This is a genomic window from Mesorhizobium sp. B2-5-4 (genome assembly GCF_006441095.1).
Taxonomy (GTDB): domain Bacteria; phylum Pseudomonadota; class Alphaproteobacteria; order Rhizobiales; family Rhizobiaceae; genus Mesorhizobium; species Mesorhizobium salmacidum.
Genome location: NZ_VFUR01000013.1, coordinates 77,528 through 101,196 on the forward strand (window position 1 = coordinate 77,528; position 23,669 = coordinate 101,196).

At 59.6% G+C, this 23,669-nt stretch carries 27 protein-coding genes and 2 pseudogenes; 9 read left to right on the forward strand and 20 right to left on the reverse strand.

Annotated elements, in window-relative coordinates; translation table 11 throughout:
* Nucleotides 1-18: 18 nt before the first annotated feature.
* Genes ccoP through ccoN form a run of 4 tightly spaced genes read right to left on the reverse strand, consistent with a single transcriptional unit; the run spans nt 19 to nt 3,399 of the window.
* Nucleotides 19-882 carry a cytochrome-c oxidase, cbb3-type subunit III gene (gene ccoP, locus FJ492_RS17760; RefSeq protein ID WP_140771226.1) on the reverse strand — a complete coding sequence of 288 codons (864 nt, stop codon included), beginning with the start codon at nt 880-882 and terminating at the stop codon, nt 19-21.
* Between the two features lie 2 nt (nt 883-884).
* Nucleotides 885-1,034 (reverse strand): cbb3-type cytochrome c oxidase subunit 3, encoded by a 150-nt coding sequence (locus FJ492_RS17765; RefSeq protein WP_015316364.1) that lies wholly within the window; start codon nt 1,032-1,034, stop codon nt 885-887.
* Nucleotides 1,035-1,044: 10 nt separating this feature from the next.
* The gene (gene ccoO / locus FJ492_RS17770; protein WP_140771228.1) at nt 1,045-1,776 is read right to left on the reverse strand and encodes a cytochrome-c oxidase, cbb3-type subunit II; all 732 of its coding nucleotides are present in this window, start codon (nt 1,774-1,776) and stop codon (nt 1,045-1,047) included.
* Nucleotides 1,777-1,788: 12 nt separating this feature from the next.
* Nucleotides 1,789-3,399: a cytochrome-c oxidase, cbb3-type subunit I gene (ccoN, locus tag FJ492_RS17775; RefSeq protein WP_140771230.1), complete on the reverse strand. Its 1,611-nt coding sequence runs from the start codon at nt 3,397-3,399 to the stop codon at nt 1,789-1,791.
* A 151-nt stretch (nt 3,400-3,550) separates the two neighbouring features.
* On the opposite strand from ccoN, the gene FJ492_RS17780 reads away from it, so the two are divergent.
* Complete coding sequence (locus FJ492_RS17780; RefSeq protein ID WP_140509352.1) at nt 3,551-4,072, forward strand: hemerythrin domain-containing protein; 522 nt, start codon at nt 3,551-3,553, stop codon at nt 4,070-4,072.
* Between the two features lie 96 nt (nt 4,073-4,168).
* Here FJ492_RS17780 and FJ492_RS17785 read toward each other — a convergent pair whose 3' ends face one another.
* Nucleotides 4,169-4,897 carry a Crp/Fnr family transcriptional regulator gene (locus FJ492_RS17785; protein WP_140718365.1) on the reverse strand — a complete coding sequence of 243 codons (729 nt, stop codon included), beginning with the start codon at nt 4,895-4,897 and terminating at the stop codon, nt 4,169-4,171.
* A gap of 149 nt (nt 4,898-5,046) precedes the next feature.
* Here FJ492_RS17785 and hemN point away from each other — a divergent pair, with 149 nt between their 5' ends.
* A complete protein-coding gene (hemN, locus tag FJ492_RS17790) occupies nt 5,047-6,393 on the forward strand; it encodes an oxygen-independent coproporphyrinogen III oxidase (RefSeq protein WP_140771332.1) in 1,347 nt (448 codons plus the stop codon).
* Nucleotides 6,394-6,555: 162 nt separating this feature from the next.
* Here hemN and FJ492_RS17795 read toward each other — a convergent pair whose 3' ends face one another.
* Both FJ492_RS17795 and FJ492_RS17800 read right to left on the reverse strand, forming a co-directional pair.
* Nucleotides 6,556-7,116, reverse strand: a complete 561-nt coding sequence (locus FJ492_RS17795; RefSeq protein WP_140771232.1) for a cytochrome b/b6 domain-containing protein — start codon at nt 7,114-7,116, stop codon at nt 6,556-6,558.
* Nucleotides 7,117-7,121: 5 nt separating this feature from the next.
* On the reverse strand, nt 7,122-7,400 hold the full coding sequence (locus tag FJ492_RS17800) for a PepSY domain-containing protein (protein WP_140718341.1): 279 nt from the start codon (nt 7,398-7,400) through the stop codon (nt 7,122-7,124).
* Between the two features lie 174 nt (nt 7,401-7,574).
* On the opposite strand from FJ492_RS17800, the gene FJ492_RS17805 reads away from it, so the two are divergent.
* Both FJ492_RS17805 and FJ492_RS17810 read left to right on the forward strand, forming a co-directional pair.
* Nucleotides 7,575-8,234: a response regulator transcription factor gene (locus FJ492_RS17805; RefSeq protein ID WP_140509347.1), complete on the forward strand. Its 660-nt coding sequence runs from the start codon at nt 7,575-7,577 to the stop codon at nt 8,232-8,234.
* Nucleotides 8,231-9,574, forward strand: coding sequence for an ATP-binding protein (locus FJ492_RS17810; RefSeq protein ID WP_140509346.1), 1,344 nt, complete (start codon nt 8,231-8,233; stop codon nt 9,572-9,574). The genes FJ492_RS17805 and FJ492_RS17810 overlap by 4 nt, the downstream gene beginning before the upstream one ends.
* A gap of 134 nt (nt 9,575-9,708) precedes the next feature.
* Here the strand turns inward: FJ492_RS17810 and FJ492_RS17815 are convergent, their stop codons facing one another.
* From FJ492_RS17815 to FJ492_RS17830, 4 genes are all read right to left on the reverse strand, one after another.
* Nucleotides 9,709-10,152 (reverse strand): group III truncated hemoglobin, encoded by a 444-nt coding sequence (locus tag FJ492_RS17815; protein WP_140771234.1) that lies wholly within the window; start codon nt 10,150-10,152, stop codon nt 9,709-9,711.
* 30 nt (nt 10,153-10,182) lie between these two features.
* A complete protein-coding gene (locus FJ492_RS17820; RefSeq protein WP_246676053.1) occupies nt 10,183-10,929 on the reverse strand; it encodes an SUMF1/EgtB/PvdO family nonheme iron enzyme in 747 nt (248 codons plus the stop codon).
* Nucleotides 10,930-11,127: 198 nt separating this feature from the next.
* Nucleotides 11,128-12,231 carry a copper-containing nitrite reductase gene (gene nirK / locus FJ492_RS17825; RefSeq protein WP_140771241.1) on the reverse strand — a complete coding sequence of 368 codons (1,104 nt, stop codon included), beginning with the start codon at nt 12,229-12,231 and terminating at the stop codon, nt 11,128-11,130.
* 246 nt (nt 12,232-12,477) lie between these two features.
* Nucleotides 12,478-12,924 (reverse strand): pseudoazurin, encoded by a 447-nt coding sequence (locus tag FJ492_RS17830; protein ID WP_140718361.1) that lies wholly within the window; start codon nt 12,922-12,924, stop codon nt 12,478-12,480.
* A gap of 340 nt (nt 12,925-13,264) precedes the next feature.
* Here FJ492_RS17830 and FJ492_RS17835 point away from each other — a divergent pair, with 340 nt between their 5' ends.
* On the forward strand, nt 13,265-13,969 hold the full coding sequence (locus FJ492_RS17835; protein WP_140771244.1) for a Crp/Fnr family transcriptional regulator: 705 nt from the start codon (nt 13,265-13,267) through the stop codon (nt 13,967-13,969).
* A 2-nt stretch (nt 13,970-13,971) separates the two neighbouring features.
* Here the strand turns inward: FJ492_RS17835 and FJ492_RS17840 are convergent, their stop codons facing one another.
* The 5 genes and pseudogenes from FJ492_RS17840 to FJ492_RS17855 form a co-directional block, all read right to left on the reverse strand.
* The gene (locus FJ492_RS17840; protein WP_140509336.1) at nt 13,972-14,181 is read right to left on the reverse strand and encodes a DUF1858 domain-containing protein; all 210 of its coding nucleotides are present in this window, start codon (nt 14,179-14,181) and stop codon (nt 13,972-13,974) included.
* A 161-nt stretch (nt 14,182-14,342) separates the two neighbouring features.
* Nucleotides 14,343-14,591, reverse strand: coding sequence for a DUF779 domain-containing protein (locus tag FJ492_RS29590; RefSeq protein WP_348641913.1), 249 nt, complete (start codon nt 14,589-14,591; stop codon nt 14,343-14,345).
* Nucleotides 14,576-14,746: pseudogene (locus tag FJ492_RS29500) on the reverse strand (DUF779 domain-containing protein); the annotation flags it as partial. The gene FJ492_RS29590 and the pseudogene FJ492_RS29500, both read right to left, overlap by 16 nt.
* A gap of 35 nt (nt 14,747-14,781) precedes the next feature.
* Nucleotides 14,782-15,735, reverse strand: a pseudogene (gene adh, locus FJ492_RS17850) (aldehyde dehydrogenase); the annotation flags it as partial.
* Between the two features lie 10 nt (nt 15,736-15,745).
* On the reverse strand, nt 15,746-16,213 hold the full coding sequence (locus FJ492_RS17855) for a YbhB/YbcL family Raf kinase inhibitor-like protein (protein ID WP_140509392.1): 468 nt from the start codon (nt 16,211-16,213) through the stop codon (nt 15,746-15,748).
* Between FJ492_RS17855 and FJ492_RS17860 the strand changes: the two genes are divergently transcribed.
* The 3 genes from FJ492_RS17860 (at nt 16,212) to FJ492_RS17870 (ending at nt 20,042) form a co-directional block, all read left to right on the forward strand.
* Nucleotides 16,212-16,430 (forward strand): hypothetical protein, encoded by a 219-nt coding sequence (locus FJ492_RS17860; RefSeq protein ID WP_140717509.1) that lies wholly within the window; start codon nt 16,212-16,214, stop codon nt 16,428-16,430. The genes FJ492_RS17855 and FJ492_RS17860 overlap by 2 nt on opposite strands.
* Nucleotides 16,431-16,735: 305 nt before the next feature.
* Complete coding sequence (locus FJ492_RS17865; RefSeq protein WP_140717507.1) at nt 16,736-17,851, forward strand: glycosyltransferase family 4 protein; 1,116 nt, start codon at nt 16,736-16,738, stop codon at nt 17,849-17,851.
* On the forward strand, nt 17,832-20,042 hold the full coding sequence (locus FJ492_RS17870) for an amylo-alpha-1,6-glucosidase (protein ID WP_140771334.1): 2,211 nt from the start codon (nt 17,832-17,834) through the stop codon (nt 20,040-20,042). Before FJ492_RS17865 ends, FJ492_RS17870 begins: the two co-directional genes overlap by 20 nt.
* A 302-nt stretch (nt 20,043-20,344) precedes the next feature.
* Here the strand turns inward: FJ492_RS17870 and FJ492_RS17875 are convergent, their stop codons facing one another.
* Nucleotides 20,345-20,851, reverse strand: a complete 507-nt coding sequence (locus FJ492_RS17875) for an Hsp20/alpha crystallin family protein (protein WP_140509331.1) — start codon at nt 20,849-20,851, stop codon at nt 20,345-20,347.
* Between the two features lie 76 nt (nt 20,852-20,927).
* On the reverse strand, nt 20,928-21,416 hold the full coding sequence (locus FJ492_RS17880) for an Hsp20 family protein (protein WP_140509329.1): 489 nt from the start codon (nt 21,414-21,416) through the stop codon (nt 20,928-20,930).
* A gap of 200 nt (nt 21,417-21,616) precedes the next feature.
* On the opposite strand from FJ492_RS17880, the gene FJ492_RS17885 reads away from it, so the two are divergent.
* Nucleotides 21,617-21,838, forward strand: a complete 222-nt coding sequence (locus FJ492_RS17885) for a hypothetical protein (RefSeq protein ID WP_027145652.1) — start codon at nt 21,617-21,619, stop codon at nt 21,836-21,838.
* A gap of 160 nt (nt 21,839-21,998) precedes the next feature.
* Here the strand turns inward: FJ492_RS17885 and FJ492_RS17890 are convergent, their stop codons facing one another.
* The gene (locus tag FJ492_RS17890) at nt 21,999-23,189 is read right to left on the reverse strand and encodes an NADH-quinone oxidoreductase subunit D (RefSeq protein ID WP_140509328.1); all 1,191 of its coding nucleotides are present in this window, start codon (nt 23,187-23,189) and stop codon (nt 21,999-22,001) included.
* Between the two features lie 65 nt (nt 23,190-23,254).
* Nucleotides 23,255-23,665, reverse strand: a complete 411-nt coding sequence (locus tag FJ492_RS17895) for a hypothetical protein (protein ID WP_140750812.1) — start codon at nt 23,663-23,665, stop codon at nt 23,255-23,257.
* Nucleotides 23,666-23,669: the final 4 nt, after the last annotated feature.

The window sequence follows — 23,669 nt, forward strand, 5'->3', positions numbered from 1 at the left end:
GAATAGACCCCCCGTTTCCTATTCCCCACCGCCAAGCGAATGGATGTAAACGGCGAGTTCCTTGACCTTGGTTTCACCCAGGCGCGCTCCCCAGGCAGGCATCACACCCTGCCTGGGCGCGCGGACCTGTGCCGCGATCGCGCTCTCGCCGGAGCCATAGAGCCAGATCGCGTCTGTCAGGTCAGGCGCACCCACTTCGCGGTTACCTTTGGCATTGTCACCGTGGCATGCGGCACAGCTCTCCGCGAACACCTTGGCGCCCGGAGCGATCAAGGCGGAGTTTTCGACGCTGCCGGACAAGCTGGCGACGAAAGTGCTGACCTGCGCGATCTGTTCCGCTGTAAGGACTTCGGCGAAGGCCGGCATCTCCGAAACCCTCGTGTCGGCGTCCGGGACAAAGCGGATGCCGTGTGTGATGGTCTGCTGGATCTGGTCCGGTTTGCCGCCCCAAAGCCAATCGTCGTCATTGAGGTTGGGAAAGCCCTTCGATCCCGCGGCGCCGGACCCGTGGCATTGGGTGCAATTGACCTTGAATGCGGCTCCGCCCGCGGCGACCGCAAACTCGCGCAAAGTGTCATTCGCCAGAATTTCAGATACGGATTTCGATTGCACTGCCGCCACATATTTGTCTTTGGCAGCGTCGGCGGCGGCAAGGTCGTTCTTGACCTCATTTCGGCTGGAATAGCCAAGCACGCCCTTCGTGGCGGACGTCAGCATCGGCCACGCCGGGTAGAAGATGGTGTACCCGAGCGCCCAGACGATGGTGATGTAGAAGCAGATCACCCACCACCGCGGGAGGGGGTTGTTGAGCTCCCTGATGCCATCCCATTCATGGCCGGTCGTGGAGATGCCCGACACCTCGTCGATATGCTCGTCGCTCATGGTCAGTCGTCCTTCAGAGGGATTCTGGCTGCTTCGTCAGCCTGGCTCTTGCCGCCTGGTCGGAGTGCGAAGACGATCGCCCCGACAAAGAACAGGGCCATGAAAAGGAGAACCCAACTGTCGGCGAATTGCCGCATCGCGTTGTAATCCATTGCTTTTTCCTCAACGGTATCCTGCGGATTCGTCGTAGCTCTTGAAATCGACCAACGTGCCGAGCATCTGCAGGTAAGCGACCAGCGCGTCCATCTCGGTGACCTGGCTCGGATTGCCGTCGAAATCACCGAGCTTGGCCTTGGGATAGCGCTTCTCAAGCGCGGTCGTGTCGGCGGCGGGATCCGCCTGGGCTTTCAGGTCGGCATCGGCATTGGCAATCATGTCGGGCGTGTAGGGAACACCGACACGGGCGTTGGCCACGAGATGGGTCGAAAAGTTCTTCAGGTCGAGCGGCGTGTCCTTCAGGAAGCCATAGCTTGGCATGACCGATTCAGGCACCACCGACTGTGGGTTCGTCAGGTGCTGGGTGTGCCATTCGTTTGAATAGCGGTCGCCGACGCGCGCCAGATCTGGGCCTGTGCGCTTGGACCCCCACTGAAAGGGATGATCGTACATCGACTCCGCAGCGAGGCTGTAGTGGCCATAGCGCTCGACTTCGTCGCGGAAGGGTCTGATCATCTGGCTGTGGCAGAGGTAGCAGCCTTCACGCACGTAGATGTTGCGCCCGACGAGCTCAAGCGGCGAATAGGGCCGCATGCCTTCGACCTTCTCTATCGTGTTGTCGAGATAGAAAAGCGGTGCGATCTCGACGATGCCGCCTATTGTCACGACCAGCAGGGAACCGGCGAGAAGAAGCGTCGCGTTCTTTTCGATGACAGAGTGTTTGTCCATCAAGCTCATGGGAATGGCTCCTTACTGGGCGGGCTGAAGGGTCGGGATGGAGCCCGGCATGGGAGCCTCCTGGCGCTGGTGACCGAGGATCGTCATCGTGATGTTCCAGGCCATGATCAGCGTGCCTGAGAGATACATCGCTCCGCCGATGGCACGCATCACGTAGTAGGGATGCATGGCGGCCACGGACTCGGCGAAGGAATAGACCAGGAAGCCCTGCTCGTCGTATTCGCGCCACATCAGGCCCTGCATGATGCCGGAGACCCACATCACGGCCGCGTAGGCCACGATGCCAAGTGTCGCCAGCCAGAAATGCCAGGTGACGAGGCGCAGCGAATAGAGACGTTCGCGGTTCCACAGCTTCGGAACCATGTAGTAGAGTGCGCCGAACGAGATCAGGCCGACCCAGCCAAGCGCGCCCGAGTGAACGTGGCCGATCGTCCAGTCGGTGTAGTGGGACAGTGAATTCACCGACTTGATGGACATCATCGGGCCTTCGAAGGTCGACATGCCGTAGAATGCGATCGCCGCGACCATCATGCGGATGATGGGATCCGTGCGGATCTTGTCCCAGGCGCCCGACAGCGTCATCAGGCCGTTGATCATGCCTCCCCAGGACGGCATCCAGAGCATGATCGAGAACACCATGCCAAGCGTCTGCGCCCAGTCGGGCAGGGCGGTGTAATGCAGGTGATGCGGGCCGGCCCAGATGTAGAGGAAGATCAGCGCCCAGAAGTGGATGATCGACAGCCGGTAGGAGTAGACCGGCCTGTTGGCCTGCTTGGGCACGAAATAATACATCATGCCCAGAAAGCCGGCGGTCAGGAAGAAGCCGACCGCGTTGTGGCCGTACCACCATTGCGTGAGGGCATCCTGGACACCCGAGAATGCCGAGTAGCTCTTCGATCCGAGGAACGACGCAGGCATCGACAGGTTGTTGACGACATGCAGCATCGCGATGGTCACGATGAAGGACAGGTAGAACCAGTTGGCGACGTAGATATGCGGTTCCTTGCGCTTCAGGATGGTGCCGAGGAATAGGATGAGATAGGCGACCCAGACTATGGTCAGCCAGATGTCAACGTACCATTCGGGTTCGGCATATTCCCGGGATTCGGTGATGCCGAGCAGGTAGCCGGTAGCGGCCATGACGATGAAGAGCTGATAGCCCCAGAACACAAACCAGGCCAGATTGCCGCCGAACAGCCGCGCGCGGCAGGTGCGTTGGACGACATATAATGATGTGCACAGAAGCGCGTTGCCGCCAAAGGCGAAGACGACGCCCGACGTGTGCACCGGGCGCAGGCGGCCGAAGTTGAACCATGGCTGGATGTTGAGCTGTGGATAGGCCAGTTGTAGCGCAATGATCACGCCGACAAGCATGCCGACGACACCCCAGAACACGGTGGCGATGGCGCCATAGCGGATGGGCCCGTCCAAATAGGCCGATGGATCGATCGGGGTAGCGGGTGCGAAGTTCGAGTTGCGGAGCAAAATGGCGGTGAAGCCGAGTAGTACGAAAAACAGCACCCACATATGTTGCCGGAAGGGCTCGTCCGTGCCGAAGCCTGCCGCCGCCAGAGCGGCGAATGCGAACAAGCCCAAGGCGAAGATTTCTCTGCCGAATTTCATGACGTGTCCCCGAGCGCGGATCTGATGTGCGGATGTGAACCCTCTACCGCATCAATTCCGCGACTGGCCGCCCGGCGCCTTGATCCATGTCAAAGTCCACACTTCGCCAGTCGGACAATCTTGCGCATTGGTTTCATGCGCGGAGGTTCCGATGGCCCGTGGCAAATCGTCAGTTGTCGTCAGGTGCGACAAACCGGAAGCCTGTCCGGTCGTTGAAGCATGCGTTCAAGGTGGGCGCGTACCGTGTCTGGACGTTCCTCGCTGGCATGATCAAAAAATGCGCCTATGCGACGAGCTGGAGGCTATTGCCGACGGATTGCCTTCCCGGGTGGATCGGCTGAAATGCCTTCTGGTCGCAAATGAGCTCGTGCCTTTGCTGCGTAGAAGCCACGCTTATGAGGAAGAACATATCTTCCCTGCGTTTGCGCATGACAGCATCAATGAAGGCGCTCGAGGTGCCTCCATACGCCGCCTCAAAGCCGAGCATGTCGAGGACGAGTGTTCGGCCCAGGATCTGACGGACACTCTGCTTGAGATCGGGCATGGAGCCGTCATCGCCAACCCCGAAGCGCTCGGCTTCATGCTGCGCGGCTTCTTTGACAGCATGCGCCGGCACGTGGCCTTTGAAAGGGAGCATGTGCTTCCGCTGATTCCCGCAAGCGAGGTCGGCTAAAGCGCGTCGCGTCGAAACGGATTCATGCGACGCGCTTTTTCTCTGTTTCTATGCATGTCGTTGTCTCAGAACCGGGCCACTTTTGAGCGACTTGCATCAGGCGCCGGAACGTTGTTCCAGGCGGTTCATGTTCTCCACGAAAACGTGACGGTTGTTCTCGATACGGATCACTTCGTCAGCGCGCAGCCTGGTCAGCTGACGGCTGACCGTCTCTATCGTCAGGCCGAGAAAGTCGGCGATATCGGACCGCGTCAACGGTAGGTCGAATGTCGCCGATCCGGTGTCTTGGGCATTGGTCGGATCAATGTTCGTTGCAATCATGAGCAGGAAGCTTGCCACTTTCTCCGAAGCCGTCTTGCGCCCGAGCGTCACCATCCAGTCACGGGCCTGGTCGAGTTCCTTGAGTGTCTGTTTGAGCAGGCGGTGTTCCAGCTCAGGCGACACTTTCATCATTCGCTCGATTGCCGTCTTTGGAAAAGAACACAGGGAAACATCCGTCGCGGCCTCGGCGTTGATCGAACTTTCGAGCTTGAATGGACGCCCCAGAAAATCGGGCGCGAACTGAAGGCCGACGATCTGCTGGCGCCCGTCCGAAAGAGTCTTGGTCAGCTTCACCACGCCCGAAAGCACGTTCGAAAAGCTGTCGATCGCCTCGGCGTCGCCAACCAGTTCGGTTCCGGGCTGAACGCTGTGCTTGGAAGAGTTTCTCGCCAGGTCGGCCAACTGATCCGGATCGAGCGCACCACAGACGCCGCGATGCCGTGCTTCGCAAGATTGGCAGAGCACCGGAATGTCGGAGTTGTGAACGTCACGTCGCACGGCCATCGCATCACCTGTCATCGGATGCCGCCAGACAGCATCGCTTTTTCGACCATGGTTGCGTCAGTTTTTTCCCGGCACCTTGATCAAAATCAAAGCTCCGGCAGCCAGATGAGACCTAACTGGAGGCCATGCAAAAGCCAGAGACCTGCGAGTTGAGACCGGACCTGACCGCCAGCTTGGGCGAGAACGTGCCGCGTTACACCAGCTACCCGACCGCGCCGCATTTCCATGCGGGGATCGACGACATGGTCGTTCGCGGCTGGCTGCAGACAATCGGCGCCGGCGACGAAATATCGCTCTATTTGCACATCCCTTATTGCGACAAGCTATGCTGGTTCTGTGCCTGCCATACCAAGCAGACGCGCCACTACGCGCCTGTGGCGAGTTTCCTTCGCTCCCTGCACAGCGAAATCGAGACGGTCGCGGAGCTCCTCAGCGGCAAAGGCAGGGTGCGCGCGGTCCATTTCGGCGGCGGCTCACCGACCATGCTGACACCCGATGACCTTGTGGCTCTTGGAAGACGCCTGCGAGCCGAGTTCGAGTTTCTTGCCGATGCGACCGTCAGTGTCGAGATAGAGCCCAATGACATCGACGAGGCACGCCTGGATGCGCTGGCGCAAATTGGCATGACGAGGGCGAGCCTCGGTGTGCAGGATTTCGATCCCAGGGTGCAGAAGGCGATCAATCGCGAGCAGAGTTTTCTACAGACCAAGCAGGTGGTGGACGGCGTGCGCTCGCGCGGCACGAAATCCGTCAACCTCGATCTGCTCTATGGTCTGCCACATCAGACGCTTCAAAGCATCGCCACGACAGTTGAACAGGCGTTGACACTGGCGCCCGACAGAGTGGCGCTTTTCGGCTACGCGCATGTGCCGTGGTTCAAAAAGCATCAGACGATGATCGATGAGGTCTGGTTGCCGGATCCGGCCCAACGCCTCGGACAATCACAACTTGCCGCGGAGATGATTGAAACGGCCGGCTACCAAGCCGTCGGGCTCGATCATTTCGCCAAGCCCGGCGATTCGCTGGCAATAGCGGCAGCGACGGGCAAATTGCGCCGCAATTTCCAAGGCTATACCGAGGATCAATGTGAAACCTTGATCGGGTTCGGACCTTCCTCGATCAGCCGATACAAGCAGGGTTACGCACAGAACATCGTGGCCACTGGCGAGTATGAGAAGGTAGTCGATGGCCGGCGATTGGCGACGGCACACGGCGTGCGACTCAGCCTCGATGACCAGGCGAGGGCCTGGATAATCGAGCGACTGATGTGCGATTTTTCCTTCCCGGCCATCGAACTTGTCGAGTGCTTCGGCGATGTTGGGCAGGGATTGCTTCTTCAGGCCAGTCGGCTTGGCAACGCCGGCTCGAGGCTGCTTGAACTCCAGGGCGATCATTTTGTCGTGCCGATAGAGTGCCGTCCTCTCGTCAGGACCATTGCGGCCAAATTTGACAAGTATCTCCAAGCCGGAACGGCCAGGCACTCCGTCGCGGTCTGAGCGTTCGGCGTGCCCACCCATTCCGAAGATCGAATTCGGGCAACTCGCTCGGCTTTTCACGGGTTCTTTCGATGGGATCCATCGGATGGAAGATCGGCGGGCTCCTGAATTCAGGAGGCTCACGCCATGACGCTGTTAGGGCGACGCGATCCGCCGGTTTGTTCAAGTCGCGTCGCCTGGTTCGGGCGCCCGCTTCTTACCCGTAACCATCGAGCGAACGAGGTTCTCGTGATGACGCAGGCTGGCAAGAAGCACCCCGGCAAGGTGCAGTCCAACCATAAGGAGGACCGTGTTGCCAAGCAACTGATGGAGTGTCTGCAACCAGCCGACGCCCCAAAAAGCGTCAGTGGTCTGCAGCCAGCCGGTCAGGGCTATGCCGCAGATCGTGACAAGCAGCGCCAGCACCATGGCGGCGCCCGCCGGGTTATGTCCGAGATATCGTTTTTCTCGATGCGCCGCGATGTCGCCGAGATAGGACGTCACGGCCCTTGGGCCACGCACGAATTGGGCAAATCGGGTGTACCTGGAGCCGACCATGCCGGCCAGAAGCCGCGAGGCGACCAGCGCGATCGCACTGTAGCCGGCGAGTTCATGAACCTTCACGATCAGCCCCGACGACAGCCACGCCACCGTCACGCTCAACACCAGCGCCCAGTGAAACAGGCGAACATAAGGACTCCAGACCTTGACCATGTTCCGGCGGGAGGAAACGGTGGCGTTCATGTCGATCAGCCTTCGTCGCCGTCGGCGTCGCTGCCGACCGGAGCCAACGTCTTGGGATCGAACATGGTCTCGACCCGCTTGCCTTTGCCGTCGACCGCATAGGCTTCGTAACAGCCGCTTTCCGACTTGATGTTGCGCACCGTCCAGCCCTGGGCCTCGAGTTTGCTCTGCAGTGCCTCTGCCGGCTGCCACTGGTCGGCAGGTACATCGCACTTGTTGCCGGCAAAGGCGGTTGCGGTTCCGGCTGCGCTGAGCAGCAGGGTGGCGAAAATCATCGTCTTCATCTTCAAGTCTCCATCGGCCAATTCCGATGCGGCCAACATCACGGTGCAAGCTGACAGCAACCTGAATGCGAAGCGCAATTCGAGATCCGGGCCTCGGGGGCGTTCAGGTTGGTGTAAGGTTTTCGGTGCAACGAGCACCGCGTCCGATACGGACAGGACAGGGATGGAGAAGAGGTGCGGGTTCTTTTAATCGAAGACGATCGGATTCTTGGCGAAGCGGTTCGCGACCACGTCGCCGCCGCCAGCCATGCGGTCGATTGGTCGAAGACGCTTGACGAGGCCCGCACCTGCCTAGCTGTCATTTCATATCAGCTCATCTTGCTCGATCTCCAACTCCCTGATGGGAGGGGGCAGGATTTCTTGAAGGCCCTGCGACGCGATGGAACCGATACGCCAGTGATCATCCTCACGGCGCGGGACCAACTCTCGGATCGCATCGAGGGTCTGAACAGCGGCGCCGACGATTACCTCGTCAAGCCATTCGATCTCGAAGAGCTGTCGGCACGGCTGCAAGCGGTGGCTCGCCGTTATACCGGCAAACCCAATCCAATTGTCCGCTTTGGCAAGGTCGAGATCGACTTGGCACGACGCGACATCACCGTCGACGGCAACTCCACCTCGCTTACCGGCCGCGAGTGGGCGGTGCTGGAACAGTTTCTGCAGCGACCGGGCGCCATTGTGAGCAAGGCTCAGATCGAAGACGCGCTCTATGCGTTCGGCGCGGAGATCGAAAGCAATGCGGTGGAGGTGTACATAAGTCGTTTGCGCCGCAAGATTGGCAGCGACACCATCCGCACCGTGCGCGGCGTCGGCTACCGTGGGATGGCCCAATGAACGGTCGTACAAGTCTGGTGCGCCGGCTGGTCGTCGCTATCAGCGCGGTGATGGTGGTTTACGGCCTTGTGGCGGCCATCGCCGGCGGCATCACCCTGCATCGCGAAATCAACGAAGCCATGGACGTCGCCATGAGAGAGGCAGCCAGAAGACTGCTGCCGGTAGTGGTAGACGATCTCATCGGGAAGGATGCCCAGGCTGCGCCGCGGGTTTTTGCGGAAGCCGACAATGACGAGGACGGCGACCGGCTGGTCGTCCAGGTTCGCGACAAGCAGGGCTTGGTGCTGCTGCATTCAAATCACGCGCCATCATCGCCGCTTTCGCTGATCCCAGTTCCCGGTTTCACCGAGAACAAGGGATGGCGTATCTATACCGAAGCGGCGGTGAGCGGGACGATTTTCATCCAGATTGCCGAGCTTGAAAGCCGTCGAGACGAGGAGACACTGGAAGCCGCATTCGGCTTCCTGCTGCCCCTGGTCCTGCTCACGCCACTGGCGGCGATCGTCTGCTGGCTGATCCTGGAGCGTTCCCTGCGTCCCGTTCTGACGTTGCGCAGCGAGATCGCTAACCGCCACGGCGACAATCTGGCATCGATCCGCACCGAAGACCTTCCACTGGAACTGGCCGCCATCGCCAAGTCCGTGAACAGCCTGATGCGGCGGCTTGGAATGGCTCTGTCGGCAGAAAGGGAATTCACAGCCAATGCGGCGCACGAATTACGCACACCTATAGCCGGTGCCCTGGCGCAAGCAGAGCGCCTGCTCGCCGAAGCACCTGACCTCAACGTCGGCAACCGCGCCCGTCAGATCAGGGCGTCACTCGCCAATCTTGCCCGGCTTTCGGAAAAGCTGATGCAACTGGCAAGGGCAGATGCCGGCGTTGCGGCGGCATCACAGCCGGTCGACCTTGGCTCGGTCGCTGCCCTTGTCGTCGAAGAGTTCGGTCGGAGCGCTGGGGGTCAGGGCGAGATCGACCTTGTCAGACCCAGCGAGGATGCACCAATGGTCGAAATCGACCAGGATGCGCTCGCGATCGTCATCCGCAATCTGGTCGAAAACGCGGTACGACATGGCGCATCGGGCAAGCCGGTAAAGATCTCCATCGGCAAGGATGCCAGCTTGCGCGTCATCAATGAATGCCCAGTAATTCCGGCGGCGGAACTCGGCGGCTTGACGCAGCGTTTCGCGCGACGTGCTTCTCCGGCAGACGGATCGGGCCTGGGTCTCGCCATCGTCAGCAACATCGTCCAGCAGGTCGGCGGAACACTGATCTTGAGGTCGCCGGCCTCAGGCATGAAGGATGGATTTGAGGCTTCGATTCAACTGGTCAAATCCGGTTAGGGCGGTTCATAGTCTCGCACAATGGCCATTCCAGACGGAAAACCGCTGCGACTTGAATTGCCGTAGGCGCATTGACCAAACGGCAGTTGCAGCCTTGGTGGACGTGATGATGCATCCGGCAGAGAAAGTGGCCCTCAACCCGCAGCAGTCTGTCGTGACGGATCGATGCGAAAGAACATCGCCAGCTTGAGGCTTGTCGCTATCCGTTCGGCCCGATCGATAAACACCGCTGCTGTTTCCGGCGCAAAGAGCTCGGCGGCGGTTTTGCCAAACATGTCCAGCCAGATATCGAAATCCGCTTCGGTGACATCCTTGAGTTTCACATGAGCGGGCACCGGCCGTCCGTGATAGTCGCCGGTCTTGAGAATGACGGAACACCAGAAGTCGGTCATTTTCTCGAGATGCGGTTCCCAGTCGCCGGTGATCGCGCGCGCGAAGATCGGTCCAAGGCGCTCGTTCTTCCGGAGCCTGGCATAGAATTCGCGAACGAGTCTCCCGATCAACGCCCGATTGACGTCAGGATCGTTCAGAGGCTGCTCTGCAAGCGGACGCACGGTCAAGGCTGATTTCATTGTCATTCCACAAATACTTTGTTGTCTTCGCCAAAATCAGGAAAGCCCGAGACGCCGAAGGCCTGCCTGGACAAGGGTGAGCCGTTCGCGGACAAGCCGGAAACCCAGATTGTCGGGCGGCGTTCCGACGGCGCAGCCGCCGCTCTTCCCGTCCCGGATGAAGTTCGACATATAGGTGCGGTGGAATCCTTCAACGACATGCACCCCGCAATTTTCCACCGAACCTGCAGTCCTTGTGCCGTCGCTGGTCACCGACGCGTGGACATAGCAGGTCGATGTCCATTCCCAGACATTGCCGGCGACGTCAGCCACCCCTTTTGCGTTCACACCGAAGGCCCCCTGAAATCTCGGGGCAGGATCGGATTTGCGCTCGAGCGAAGCCTCGTTGCGATATTGGGCGAGCCACCGCAGAGCCGGGTTGGCGGGGTCGCTGATGCCGGCCTCTACGTCGCTCCGGAATTTTTCGCCGGCGGCAAAGGCCCACTCCGCATCGGTCGGTAGCCGCCACGCTTCGCCCCTCTGGGTTGATAGCCAGTTCGCATAGGCTTGCGCGTCCATGTGGCTCACGCCGGTCACGGGAAAGTTGCCGTCGCCAAGGGTTTCGGCGGGCTGGCAGACATCGGCCGCCACGCAGCGACCGTATTCCGATGCACTCACTTGATATTTCATGATTTCCAGCGGTTCCCCCAACCTGACCAACATGACGGGCGCCGCCACCGGACGTCCGTCCTGCAGGAATTCACCTGGTTGGGGATGACTGAACGACGCCGGGGCAAGGCGCACCAGTTCCGGGCTCGCGACAAGTCGGCCGCCAGGCGGCGAAAGCCAATCAGCCGCCGTGGTCGCTCCTATGGCAACCAGCGCGGCAGAAGCGAACGCTGCGAGGGCTATGATTGGGTTGATTGGCATCGGCTTTCGCCCGACATGGGCGGTCTTGCGGAATTGCCGCAAGGCCGCCTTGGCTTCAGGATCAGATCCTCGCTACGACGCGATGGAGCGTGGTGCCTCGATCTGCGTCATCAGGTCGTCGTCCCAATGTCCGTCGACCGTGAAGTGCGCGGTCGCTCCCAGTTCCACGGCCTCGATTAGATTGTGGTTCACATAGGCGTAGATGCCGGGCTGCCGGAAGGTGTACAGCGACGAACCCGCCGAGCCACCGCGAATAAACCAGGTTTCAAGATCCCTGGCTGGCGGATTGTCGAATTTGCCCTGCTCCCAGACAAGGTCGCCATGGCCGCCGATCAGGTGGGGGCGGGTGTCGCGGTTCGCCTGGGAATGGACGATCAGGACGGTCTCGCCAACCTTGGCCTTCATGGCATGCTCGCCCGTCAGCGATCCCCGCCTGCCGTTGAAGACGACATGTGTCGGGATCAGGCCGCGCATGACCTTGACGGTGTCGTCGTAGTTGTCGCCGGCGGTTTCAAACTTCTTGAACTTTCCCTGCTCGTCGCGAGGAATGTAGAAGTCGTTCTCGCCGATATAGTAGATGTGATCGTAGCGGACGGGATTGCCTTTGTCGTCCCTGAGGCCGTCGCGCGGCAGCACCATTACCGCACCGCTCATGCCCGACACGACGTGCCATGGGATCATCGCGCCGCCGGGGGCGCAATGGTAGACGAACGTTCCGGCGCGGGTTGCCTTGAAGCGCAGCGTGACCTGCTCACCCGGATTGATCAGTGTCAGGCCGCCGCCGCCAAGTGCGCCGGTGGCCGCGTGGAAGTCGATGTTGTGGGCGAGTGTGTTGGTGTCGGGATTTATGAGTGTGAGTTCGAGATAGTCGCCTTGATGCACGACCATCAGCGGGCCGGGAATGGAGCCATTGTAGGTCATCGCATTGAGTTGCGTGCCGTCCGCGTCGATGACGATCGGCTTCTCTTCGATAGTCATGGTGAATTCGACGATTTTCGGACCGACTTTCGCGACCTGATCGTGAGCGTGAACGAAAGGAGGCGCGACCAATGCAACCTTTTCACGCGGCAATCCGGCCACCTCCTTTGCGCTTGCCGTAGCGGGCATGGCTGTAATCGTTGCGACGGCGGCGGCGGTAAAAACCGAACCCAGCAGTGCTTCACGTCTCGTAAGCATATCCATCTCCTTTGCCTGCGCCAATTTATGGCCAGATATTAGGCTTCCCGCCGCGAACGTCTTTGCGCTAGCGCAAATCCAGTTCGATTCATCTACCTGGTGGAGGAAACAGGAGGTAGTTGTCATAAAAACCGAGGCGAAGTCTTCGCCAAAACGAAATCGGCCGAACTGGACCTCTCCGCTGGTCCGTTCGGCCGTTCCCTCCGGAGATCGTGAACCGGAGGGTATCTTTTGGAAGAGAGCAGGTCAGTTGGAGGCGGCCTTTGCCGCTTCCGCGAACAGATCCGCGAACACTGTCTTGGCTTTGCCGGCCTGCTTGACGGCTTCCGCGGCTTCCAGATTGACGGGCTTGCCTACGGCGATGAGCGCCACCATGCCCATGCCATAGTGCGGCGCGCATTTCACGCCGTAGACACCCTCCTTGGTGAGGGTCACGGTGATTTCCTCACTCGGCTTCCCCTTGAAGGCGTCAGCGCCGTCCGGCAGCATGCCTTTGATGATTTCAGCGTTGTGGGTTTTGTCGGTCGGCACGAACTTGACCGTGTCCCCCGGTACTGCACGCACAAAGGCCGGCTGGAACACCATCGCACCTTTCTCACCTTTGTTGAGCATTTGCACCACATGCTCCTCGGCGCTTGCGGCGCCGGCGAGGGCGAGAAGAGCGACGGCAGCGGCAACAAGAGGCAATTTCATTGGGAAGTCCTTTCTTGGGTTCATCACGGCATCAACCGTCGCGCCTGTTCTACGTCACTGGACAATCTGGCGATTTGCGTTGGCGCAAATTTCTGGGTGAAATGTGCATGGAGGAGCAACTGGAGCCGTTTCCGTCAGAGCTGATTGCTGCCGTCTCTGCTCTTCAAGCGGCTGAAAGACATTCCGCCGAACAAGTCACATAGTCGAAGAAGGTGGCGACCACAGCGTCGCCCAGACGTCGAGCAGCATCGCCCCCTTGCCGCCCATCAGTTGTCCGTGACACTCTCCAGTCAGGCTGGCGTGGACGCTTTGTGGTCATGGTCAAATTTGGGGGGCATCGTTGGGTAGCCTTGATCGCACACTGATCGCCGGGTTGTCTGTCTTTGAGGGGCTATCGGCTGCCGAGCTCGACCGCATCGTCGGCCAGGCCACGTCGTTGAGGATTGCCAGGGACCAGTCGGTTTTCGAACAGGAGCAGGAAGCCCATTCGTTTTTCCTGCTGCTCGACGGGCATGTGCGCGTGGTGAAATCGACGCCGGACGGCCATGAGGTAACCGTGCGATACATAAGTCCAGGCGAGTTGATGGGCATTGCCCACGCACTGGGCCGCACCACCTATCCGGCAAATGCGATCGCCGCGGCCGATTGCGTCGCTCTTGCCTGGCCAAGCCAGCTGTGGCCGACATTCGCTGCCGACTTTCCCAGTTTCAGTGCCAACACCTACAAGGCCGTGGGCAGCAGGCTGCAGGACGCCCACACGCGCGTCATCGAGATGTCCACCGAACAAGTGAACCAGCGCGTTGCCCATGCACTGCTTAAGCTGGTCAAGCAGACCGGCAAAAAGACGGAGGAAGGCATCGTGATCGACTTCCCGATCTCGCGTCAGGACATTGCCGAAATGACGGGGACGACGCTTCACACGGTGAGCCGCTTGCTCTCGGCCTGGGAAGACCAGGGATTGGTCAAAAGCGGGCGGCAGAAGGTGACTGTAGTCGAGCCTCACCGGTTGCTTCTGATCGCGGAAGGCCGCGAACAGAAGAGCTAACGTCAGTCGCTACTTTCGATTGCGGTCCGCAGATCGCGACTGAGCAGTTCCTCGTCCAGATTGTGCTCCCGTGCCGCGTCTGAAATGGTGTGGAACGGCGCGATAGGGCAGCCTACGCAAAGCATGCCATGCTGAAGAACGACGCGAATAGCTGCTGGCGAGCCGTGCATGAGCCTGTCCATCGTCGCATCGTCGCTGAATGTGGGTTTCATGCCGCTTGTCCGCATTTGGAAGCGGACATCTTGCGCCTTGTTTCATCGATGCTCGTTGCGCTGAGACAAAGAGGAACCTTATGAGCCTTGCCCGCCCGTCGAGCGACGTGCGTCCGCCGTCGCCGCAGGCATTTCCCGGCGCGCAGCGCCACGGCAGTTCATTAAGCCCTCGCCTGAGCCGCGCAGATTGTCGACCGCGTTAGGAACCGCCTCTCTCTTCCGTTGTCGAGCGAGAACATTCCGCCGCGACCAGGCACCACGTCGATGATGAGATCGGTGTGCTTCCACACTTCATTGCGAGACGCTGATATAGACCGGGGTGTCGCCGATCTACCCCCAGCATCACGTCGTGGTCGCCGACGATGAAATCGCCTTGCGAGTAACACATCGGCGATGATCCATCGCAGCACCCGCCCGACTGATGGAGCAGCACCGGGCCGTGGTCGGCGATGATTTCCGCCAGGAAGGTTCTGGCTCCAGGTGTGGCCGAGACTTTCCCGAGCGAGATCTTTTCAAGCATCCTGCTTTCCCTCCAGAGTTCCCGAGCCGATAAGGGCGCAGCCATAACGGCTGCACCCTTGGCTTTCTATCCGACGACGCTCAAAAGAAACCGAGCTTCTTCGGGCTATAGCTGACCAGCATGTTCTTGGTCTGCTGGTAATGGTCGAGCATCATCTTGTGGTTCTCGCGGCCGATGCCCGATTGCTTGTAGCCGCCGAACGCCGCATGTGCCGGATAGGCATGGTAGCAGTTGGTCCATACGCGACCGGCGCGTATGGCGCGGCCGAACCGGTAGCAGCGGTTCGCATCACGGCTCCAGATACCAGCGCCTAGGCCGTAGAGTGTGTCGTTGGCAATCGCCAAGGCCTCGTCGTCGTCCTTGAAGGTGGTGACCGACACCACTGGCCCAAAAATCTCCTCCTGGAAGACGCGCATCTTGTTGTGGCCTTTGAACACCGTGGGCTTGACGTAATAGCCGCCAGCAAGATCGCCCGGCAGATGGTTCTGCTCGCCGCCGATCAGCACTTCGGCGCCCTCCTTCTTGCCGATGTCGAAGTAGGACAGGATCTTCTCCAGTTGCTCGCTCGACGCCTGCGCGCCGATCATAGTGACCGGGTCGAGCGGATCGCCCTGGACGATCGCCTCGACGCGCTTCAGCGCCTTTTCCATGAACTTGTCGTAGATCTTCTCATGCACCAGGGCTCGGCTGGGGCAGGTGCAGACCTCGCCCTGGTTGAGTGCGAACATAACAAAGCCCTCGATAGCCTTGTCGAAGAAGTCGTCGTCTTCAGCGGTGACATCCTGGAAGAAGATGTTGGGCGACTTGCCGCCGAGTTCCAGCGTCACCGGGATGAGGTTCTGGCTGGCATATTGCGAGATCAGCCGGCCGGTCGTGGTTTCGCCGGTGAAGGCGATCTTGGCGATGCGGTTCGACGAAGCGAGTGGCTTGCCGGCCTCCAGGCCGAAGCCGTTGACGATGTTGAGCACGCCGTCCGGCAGAAGGTCACCGATCAGGTCCGCCCACAGCATGATGGTGGCAGGCGTCTGTTCGGAACGCGATGCATCACGCCCTCTCGTAGGTGCCGACAAGTTCGGCCTGTGCGATCACATGTGGCTTTGCCCGATCCAATATGTCGGCGACCTTGGCTTTCTCGCCACAATGCAGCGTTTCGACATCGAGGGCCGCGAGGCGAAAATGATAGTGATGGACACCGTGGCCCTTGGGTGGCTGCGGTCCATCGTAGCGCGGGTTGCCAAAATCATTGACGCCATAGCCAAGGCTTTCGGTCTTGGCGCCGGCCGTCGTACCCTCCGGCAAGCGGTCGCGTTCCGCAGGGATGTCGTAGATGCCCCAATGGCGGAAGATCCCGGAGGGAGCGTCGGGGTCCTCCACGATCAAGACGAAGCTTCGAGTGCCCTGAGGCGCTTCCTTCCAGGTCAGCGGGGGCGACAGGTTCTCCCCGTCACGCACATATTCATCCGGAATCCTGTCGCCGTCCCGGAAGGCCGGACTTTCAATCGAAAATGCCATGACGTTCACCTCAGTCGTGGTGATTTTTGAGCGTTCGCGTCGTCCTTGGATCGACTCGGAACGTATGGGCCTGGAGCGAGTTCCAGTGGGATCGACAAAAGCTCCAGGCGGGGCCTCTCGCGGCCAGCTTGGGATTGCCTCGAAATCGGTCGAGGCGGAAACCGCGCATTTTGGACTGAAGCTCATGACCGTTCGTCGAATTCACGAACATGATTGACCCTCCTGGTCAGAACCGCACATCCGCGTGGGAAGCTCCGCCAGTGCTCCCGCTGCCGACCCATCGTCATTGCTGGACATAAGAACTACGGCTCAGGGCAATTGTTTCATTGCTCCAGAAAATAGCGCGCCTGGAGACGAGGTTTTGATGTTCCGCATAACCGCTTCTGCCGATCCGCGAGCATCTGGCCGCCGGCAAGACAGGCGCGCTCAGCGCCGGAACAATCTGGATTCTGCGGTGTTCGGTTCGGAAAAGCCGCAAGTGGGTGCACCGAATTGGGTGAACGATACAAATGGACTGGACCGATGAGGGTTGCCCAAGTCGCACCCTTAACAGAAAGTGTTCCCCCAAAACTCTATGGTGGTACCGAGCGGATCGTGTCGTATCTTGCCGAGGAGCTTGTCCGTCGCGGTCATGAGGTCACGCTTTTCGCAAGTGGGGATTCGCACAGCTCGGCGCGGCTGGTAAAATGCTGCGACCGGGCCTTGAGGCTTGATCCGACCGTTCTGGATCCCATTCCTCATCACATTGTAATGCTCGATCGCGTTCGGCGGGTTGCCGACGAGTTTGATGTTATTCATTTTCACACTGATCTGTTGCAGTTCCCTCTGCTCAATACCCTCCAAACTCCTGCGCTCACGACCCTGCATGGACGTCTTGATCTTCCTGACCTGTATCCGTTCTATCAAAGCTTTCCCGACGTGCCGCTGGTATCGATATCGCAAGAACAACGTCGCCCGATGCCGCCCGTCAACTGGGCCGGAACAGTCTATAATGGATTACCGCGCGATCTACTGCCGATGACGATGCATCCCTCGGGCGATTATTTGGCGTTTCTCGGCCGTATTTCTCCGGAAAAAGGTCCAGAGACAGCGATCGAGATCGCCAGGCGTGCTGGCATGACATTGAAGATCGCGGCCAAAATCGACAAACAGGACAGGTTATTTTGGGAGAACGTAATCTCGCCCATGATCGCCACACATCCCAATGTGGAATTCCTCGGCGAAATAGATGAACACCACAAGGCCGATTTCCTTGGCAACGCCCGGGCACTGCTTTTTCCTATAAACTGGCCCGAGCCCTTTGGGTTGGTGATGATCGAAGCCATGGCGTGCGGAACCCCCGTAATCGCGTTCGATCGAGGCGCGGTATCCGAGGTGATTGACCATGGGGTGTCGGGGTTTGTCGTAAGAACTGTCGACGAGGGAATTGAGGCGATAAGATCGGCCGGCAATTTGGATCGGCGACGGATCCGGGCTGTTTTCGAAGAACGGTTCTCGGCCGAGCGTATGGCATTCGACTACGTGTCGATTTATGATCGCCTTGTCGCGCTATCATCAGGCGCTGCGATGGCTCGCGCCAGGGGCGCTCAAGTGTCAGCTGAAGTTAGAGGTCTCAGCGATGCAATCCGTGAGTGCTGAAGCGATCTCCCATGCACCTTTTCCCGGGGGATCTGGCGTTACGCATCTTGCCCAGCTTTTCGTCCCCTCACTGCAGGAGCGCCGGCCCCGAACACTCAAGCATGACGACATTTTCGGCGTCTTCGACCGTAACGGCGACGTCCTCTCGGGACCTGGTAGCCCGGATGGGATTTATTATCGCGACACACGCTATCTCTCGCATCTTGGTCTGACAATCAATGGCGCCAGGCCTATGCTGCTCAGTTCGACATTGCGCGACGACAATGCGACCTTGACTTGCGATCTAACCAATCCAGACATTTTCGATGCTGAAGGCGTTCGCGTGCTGAAGCACGACTTAATTCATCTCCGCCGGTCACGATTATTGTGGGGCGCCCGATGCTTCGAGCGGCTGGCTGTGCGCAATTTCGATGAAGTTCGGCATCGTCTCCAGCTTGAGCTGGTTTTCGCATCCGATTTCGCGGACCTGTTCGAAGTCCGGGGCACGCCGCGGCCCCAGCGCGGAGAGGATTGTCAACCGGACGTGGCCGGTAACCGGGTCGCGCTTGCTTACGTGGGCTTGGATGGCGTGCGGCGCGCTACGATTTTGTCCTTCGATCCCGTGCCGGCGACGCTCACCGGTGAACAGGCCACGTTTGTGATAGAACTCGCACCTCACGAGACACATTCGCTTTTCCTGGATGTCGGCTGTGACAAGAAGGAAATTGGCGACGAGTCGCCTCGCCGCACCTTTTTTATTGCGCTTCGCGATGCGCGGCGGGCACTGCGTCATTCCACATCGAAGGCCGCCGTCATAACGACCTCCAACGAAATCTTTGATGAGGCGGTGCACCGAAGTGTGTCGGACCTCTACATGCTGATCACACAAACACCTGAGGGACCCTATCCCTATGCTGGCATTCCATGGTTCAGCACCGTGTTCGGGCGTGACGCTCTCATCACTGCCATGGAGATGCTTTGGCTGGACCCCTCGATAGCACGCGGCGTGCTCTTCTATCTCGCAGCCAATCAGGCAACCGAGGTAGATCATGTGTCGGATGCGGAACCTGGCAAAATCCTTCACGAGTTGCGGCATGGCGAAATGGCGGTGCTTCGGGAGGTGCCGTTTCGTCGATACTATGGCAGCGTCGACTCGACGCCCCTCTTCATCATGTTGGCAGGTGCCTATTTGGAGAGGACAAGCGATCTCGACACATTGCAGCGTCTGATGCCCAATATCGAAGCTGCTCTCGCTTGGATCGACGATTACGGTGACCGCGACAAAGACGGCTTCGTTGAGTACCAGCGGTTGACGCCCGATGGTTTGGCAAACCAGGGTTGGAAGGACAGCAGCGATTCTGTTTTTCACGCGGACGGAACACTTGCGAAGGGATCGATCGCACTCGCCGAGGTGCAGGCATACGTCTACGGAGCATGGTGCGCGGCGGCCGCGATCTCTCGTCGGCTCGGCAATTCGGCGCGAGCCAACAAGCTCGAAGCCAAGGCATCGGACCTGCGCGATCGTTTCGACGTCTGCTTTTTCGACGAGCAACTCGGCACATATGTGCTTGCGCTCGACGGGGACAAGCGCCCCTGCAGGGTACGTTCGTCAAATGCCGGCCATACACTTTTCACCGGTCTCGCACGTGCCGAGCGAGCAAAGTCTGTGATGCAGAGTCTCACGGAGCGCGCCTTTTTTACAGGCTGGGGTATCAGAACCATCGCTGCGACAGAGGCCCGCTACAATCCAATGAGCTATCATAATGGCTCTGTCTGGCCGCATGACAACGCGCTGATCGCCGCCGGCTTCGCTCGCTATGGCTTCCGACATGAAGCTGCAAAGATATTCGAAGGTCTGTTCGCCGCCTCGACATATCTCGATCTGCGCCGCTTGCCAGAACTATTCTGCGGCTTCCCTCGCCAAAGTGCCCAAGCACCGACCTTCTATCCGGTCGCTTGCAATCCCCAGGCATGGGCGGCCGCTGCGCCCTTGCTTTTTGTGCAAGCTTGCCTCGGCCTCGAATTCGATCCGAAATCGCAGTTTGTCGTTTTTGACGCTCCTGTCTTGCCGAGATTCCTGGATCAAATCGTCCTGAGGCGGCTTTCGCTGGGTGCCGGATCGGTGGACGTGGCGCTCCGTCGTACCGGCTCTCAGGTGGTCGTTGACGTTCTTGGCCGCACTGGATCAATCAGGGTCGTGGCGAAGAGCTGATCAACGGCGTCTCATCAGGCCCCTAACCCTCTCAGCGGTCTTGTTCACTTCACAAGCGGCGGGCCCGGCAAGAATCCCGGACCCTCGCCACCTCAGGCGGTCGACAGTGGATGATTATTGGCGAACCAGAGACTTGCAGCGGCCAGAAGCGCTACTACGGGGGAGGCGGCGCGCCGCTGAAGCTCCTCGCCGCAAAAGATGCTGCCGGCGATCGTAAGGATGGCCGGCGATCCGGCCCGGCGAGTTCAACCAGCGCGCCATTCGAGCTCGACCTGAACCAGCTTGTCAGCTCCTTTGTCCAATCAGCTCTTGATTTCGATGCGCTTGACCTGCGATTGCGCCTTCTCCGTCTTGGGCAAGGCCACGGTCAGCACGCCGTTCTTGAAGCGGGCTTCGACCTGGTCTCCGCGGATTTCATAGCCGAGCGGGATGCGGCGCTCGAAGCGGCCGTAGTAGCGTTCCGAGAACTGCCTGTCCTTGTCCTCGGTTTCGGATTGCTTCTCGCCCTTGAGCGTCAGCACACCATCTTCGAGCAGTACCTCGATATCCTTCTCCTCCAGCCCGGGCACCTCGGCGGTGACCTTTATCTGTTTCTCACTGTCGGAGATCTCGACGCTCGGCCAATTTCGGCCAAACACGGTCCTGCCAACAGACGGCAGGCCTGTGCCGAAGCCGCGGAAAACATCGTCGAACAGCCTGTTCACTTCCCGATGCAGCGACAGGAACGGATCGCGCTCACCGTCGCGCAAAAGGCTGGGGGCCTGGTCGCCATTGCCGCGGCCCCAAGGAATCAGATCACGGACACTCATGATTTTCTCCTTTCGGTCGTTCGGTGACAAAATCATCTCGGCGGTGCCGGGCGATGCCCGGCACCGTGCGGAGATCTCAGGCGGCCTTCTTCTCGGCCTCGATCTGCTTCGTCGCGCCCTTGGGCAGCGTCGTGTCGGCTGCGATCTCGATTCTGCGCGGCTTCATCTCTTCAGGAATCTCGCGCTTGAGATCGATCGTCAGCAGACCATTGACCAGGGCAGCGCCGACGACCTTGACGTGGTCGGCCAGTTCGAAGCGACGCTGGAACGCACGCCCGGCGATGCCGCGATGCAGGTACTGGCTGTTGTCGTCGCCTTTATCGTCGCCAGTCTTCTGACCAGATACCACGAGCATGTTCTGCTCCTGGGTGAGGGTCAGTTCTTCCTGCGAGAAGCCAGCCACCGCCATCGTAATGCGGTAGTCGTCCTCGCCGTTCTTGGCGATGTCATAGGGAGGCCAGTTGTCGATCGTTTCGATGCGGCTCGCGGCATCCAGAGCGTTCAACATCCGGTCGAAGCCGATGCTCGATCGGAACAGGGGAGAAAAGTCGAAAGCGGTTCTCATAGCTATATCCTCCATTGAGCAACATAGGAGGAGCGCCAAGGAAGCGGCGCCCCTTGACTTGCCGACCCGTTGGGCGTCGGCGAAATCGATTTGGTAATTCGCCTTTTTTCCGTCAAGAGCTGTTCGTTAAAATTTGTTCCCTCGGAACGGCAGATGGTTCGCGGGCGTTGATCCCTGGATCACCCCGGAGGGAATCGTACATGCGCACGGCTTTGACAAAGGACGACGTGACTTCAGTGCTCGGTCCAATCGAGGAGGCTACCGTCGCGGAAATCATTGCAACCGGCGCCTCCGCCGAGGAGCTTCGCGAAGCCTGGGCGTGGCTCAATGAAGACGAGGCGTTGATGAGCGAAGGACGGCCGCTGCCCGGGACCCGCGTGGCCGCCTTGATCGGCCTGCTGGAGCCGGATGACGAGGAATAAGGGATCCGAAGCGTGCGATGAAGCCATCGATGGTAGGGTCGGGAGCGCCCGGTACAAAGTTGTAGCGGGAGGAAATGCGGGAGCATTCACGTTTTCGGCCTACGAAAAAATTCCGCCGGCCGAAATCGGAGATTGGCAATCGATCGGATCCGCGCATTGGTCAGCGATCAATTTCGCCGAAGACGATGTCAAGGGATCCGATGATTGCGGCGACATCGGCGATCATGTGACCCCTGGATAGGAAATCCATCGCCTGCAGGTGGGCAAAGGACGGCGCACGTATCTTGCATCGGTAGGGAACATTGCTTCCGTTCGAAACCAGATAGACGCCAAATTCCCCTTTCGGCGCTTCGACGGCGGCGTAGACTTCTCCGGCCGGCACGCGATGGCCTTCGGTATAAAGTTTGAAATGGTGGATGGTCGCTTCCATCGATCGTTTCATCTTGGCGCGCGGTGGCGGTGTGATCTTCTGGTTCGGAATCGCCACAGGCCCTTGGCCTTCAGGTGCGCGCAGCTTTTCCAGGCATTGCTTCATGATCCGGACCGACTGGCGCATTTCCTCCATGCGAACCAGGTAACGATCGTAACAGTCTCCGTTCTTGCCGACGGGAATATCGAAATCCATCTCGGGATAGCATTCGTATGGCTGTGCCTTGCGCAGGTCCCATGGCGCCCCGGATCCGCGTACCATTACGCCGGAGAAGCCCCAGGCCCAGGCGTCATCGAGGCCAATCGCGCCAACATCGACATTGCGTTGCTTGAAAATACGACTGTTGGTGAGCAGGCCGTCAAGATTGTCGCAGACCTTGAGGAACGGGTCGCAAAAATCCCGGATGTCGTCAAGAAGCGCGGCAGGCAGGTCCTGGTGCACGCCTCCAATCCTGAAATAATTCGCATGCATACGGGCGCCGGAGGCGCGCTCGTAGAAGACCATCAACTTCTCACGCTCCGCGAAACCCCAGAGCGGCGGCGTCAGGGCGCCTATGTCCATGGCCTGGGTCGTGACGTTGAGGAGATGCGACAGAAGCCGGCCGATTTCGCAAAACAGAACGCGGATAAGTTGCCCACGCCTTGGCACCGATATTTGGAGCAATTTCTCGGCGGCGAGGCAGAAGGCATGCTCCTGATTCATCGGCGCGACGTAATCCAACCGGTCGAAATAAGGCAGGGCCTGCAGATAGTTCTTGTACTCTATGAGCTTTTCAGTGCCGCGATGGAGCAGGCCGATATGTGGATCGGCACGGTCGACGATCTCGCCATCCAGTTCCAGCACCAACCGCAGAACCCCGTGAGCCGACGGATGCTGCGGTCCGAAATTGATGGTGAAGTTGCGAACAGCGGCTTCGGCCATGGCGGCTCTCGGCGATATCTGCGTTTCATTGCTTCACGGCGCGACCGCATCGTTCCGGGTGCCGATCAAGTTGTGGTCTGGATGATCAGGGTCAGCGTGCCATCGCCATCGATGTTGGCGGCCACGACCTGTGAAGAGTTGAGCCCGTTCGCCCTCAGCGCCGTTGTTGCCTGGGGCGATGCATCGATGGAGTTCTGCAGCCGCAGCAGATCTCCCGCACTGGTCTGGGTGATCACGGCTTCCGCCTGCGCTTTGATTTCCGCAGGCAGATCCTCGACGGCGACAACGGCAATATTAGTGAAATTCTGGTCAGCAGCCCCTTGCCCGGGCTGCGGTATCTGGTCCGGCTGGGGCTCCAAGGGTGTCATCTGAGGAACAGGCGTTATCCGGGGAACCTGCGGGCTGATGGCTTGCCCGTAGAGGGACTGCGTGAGGGCCGCTCCGGAAAGCGCGGCAACTATCATCAACATCCGCATCGTC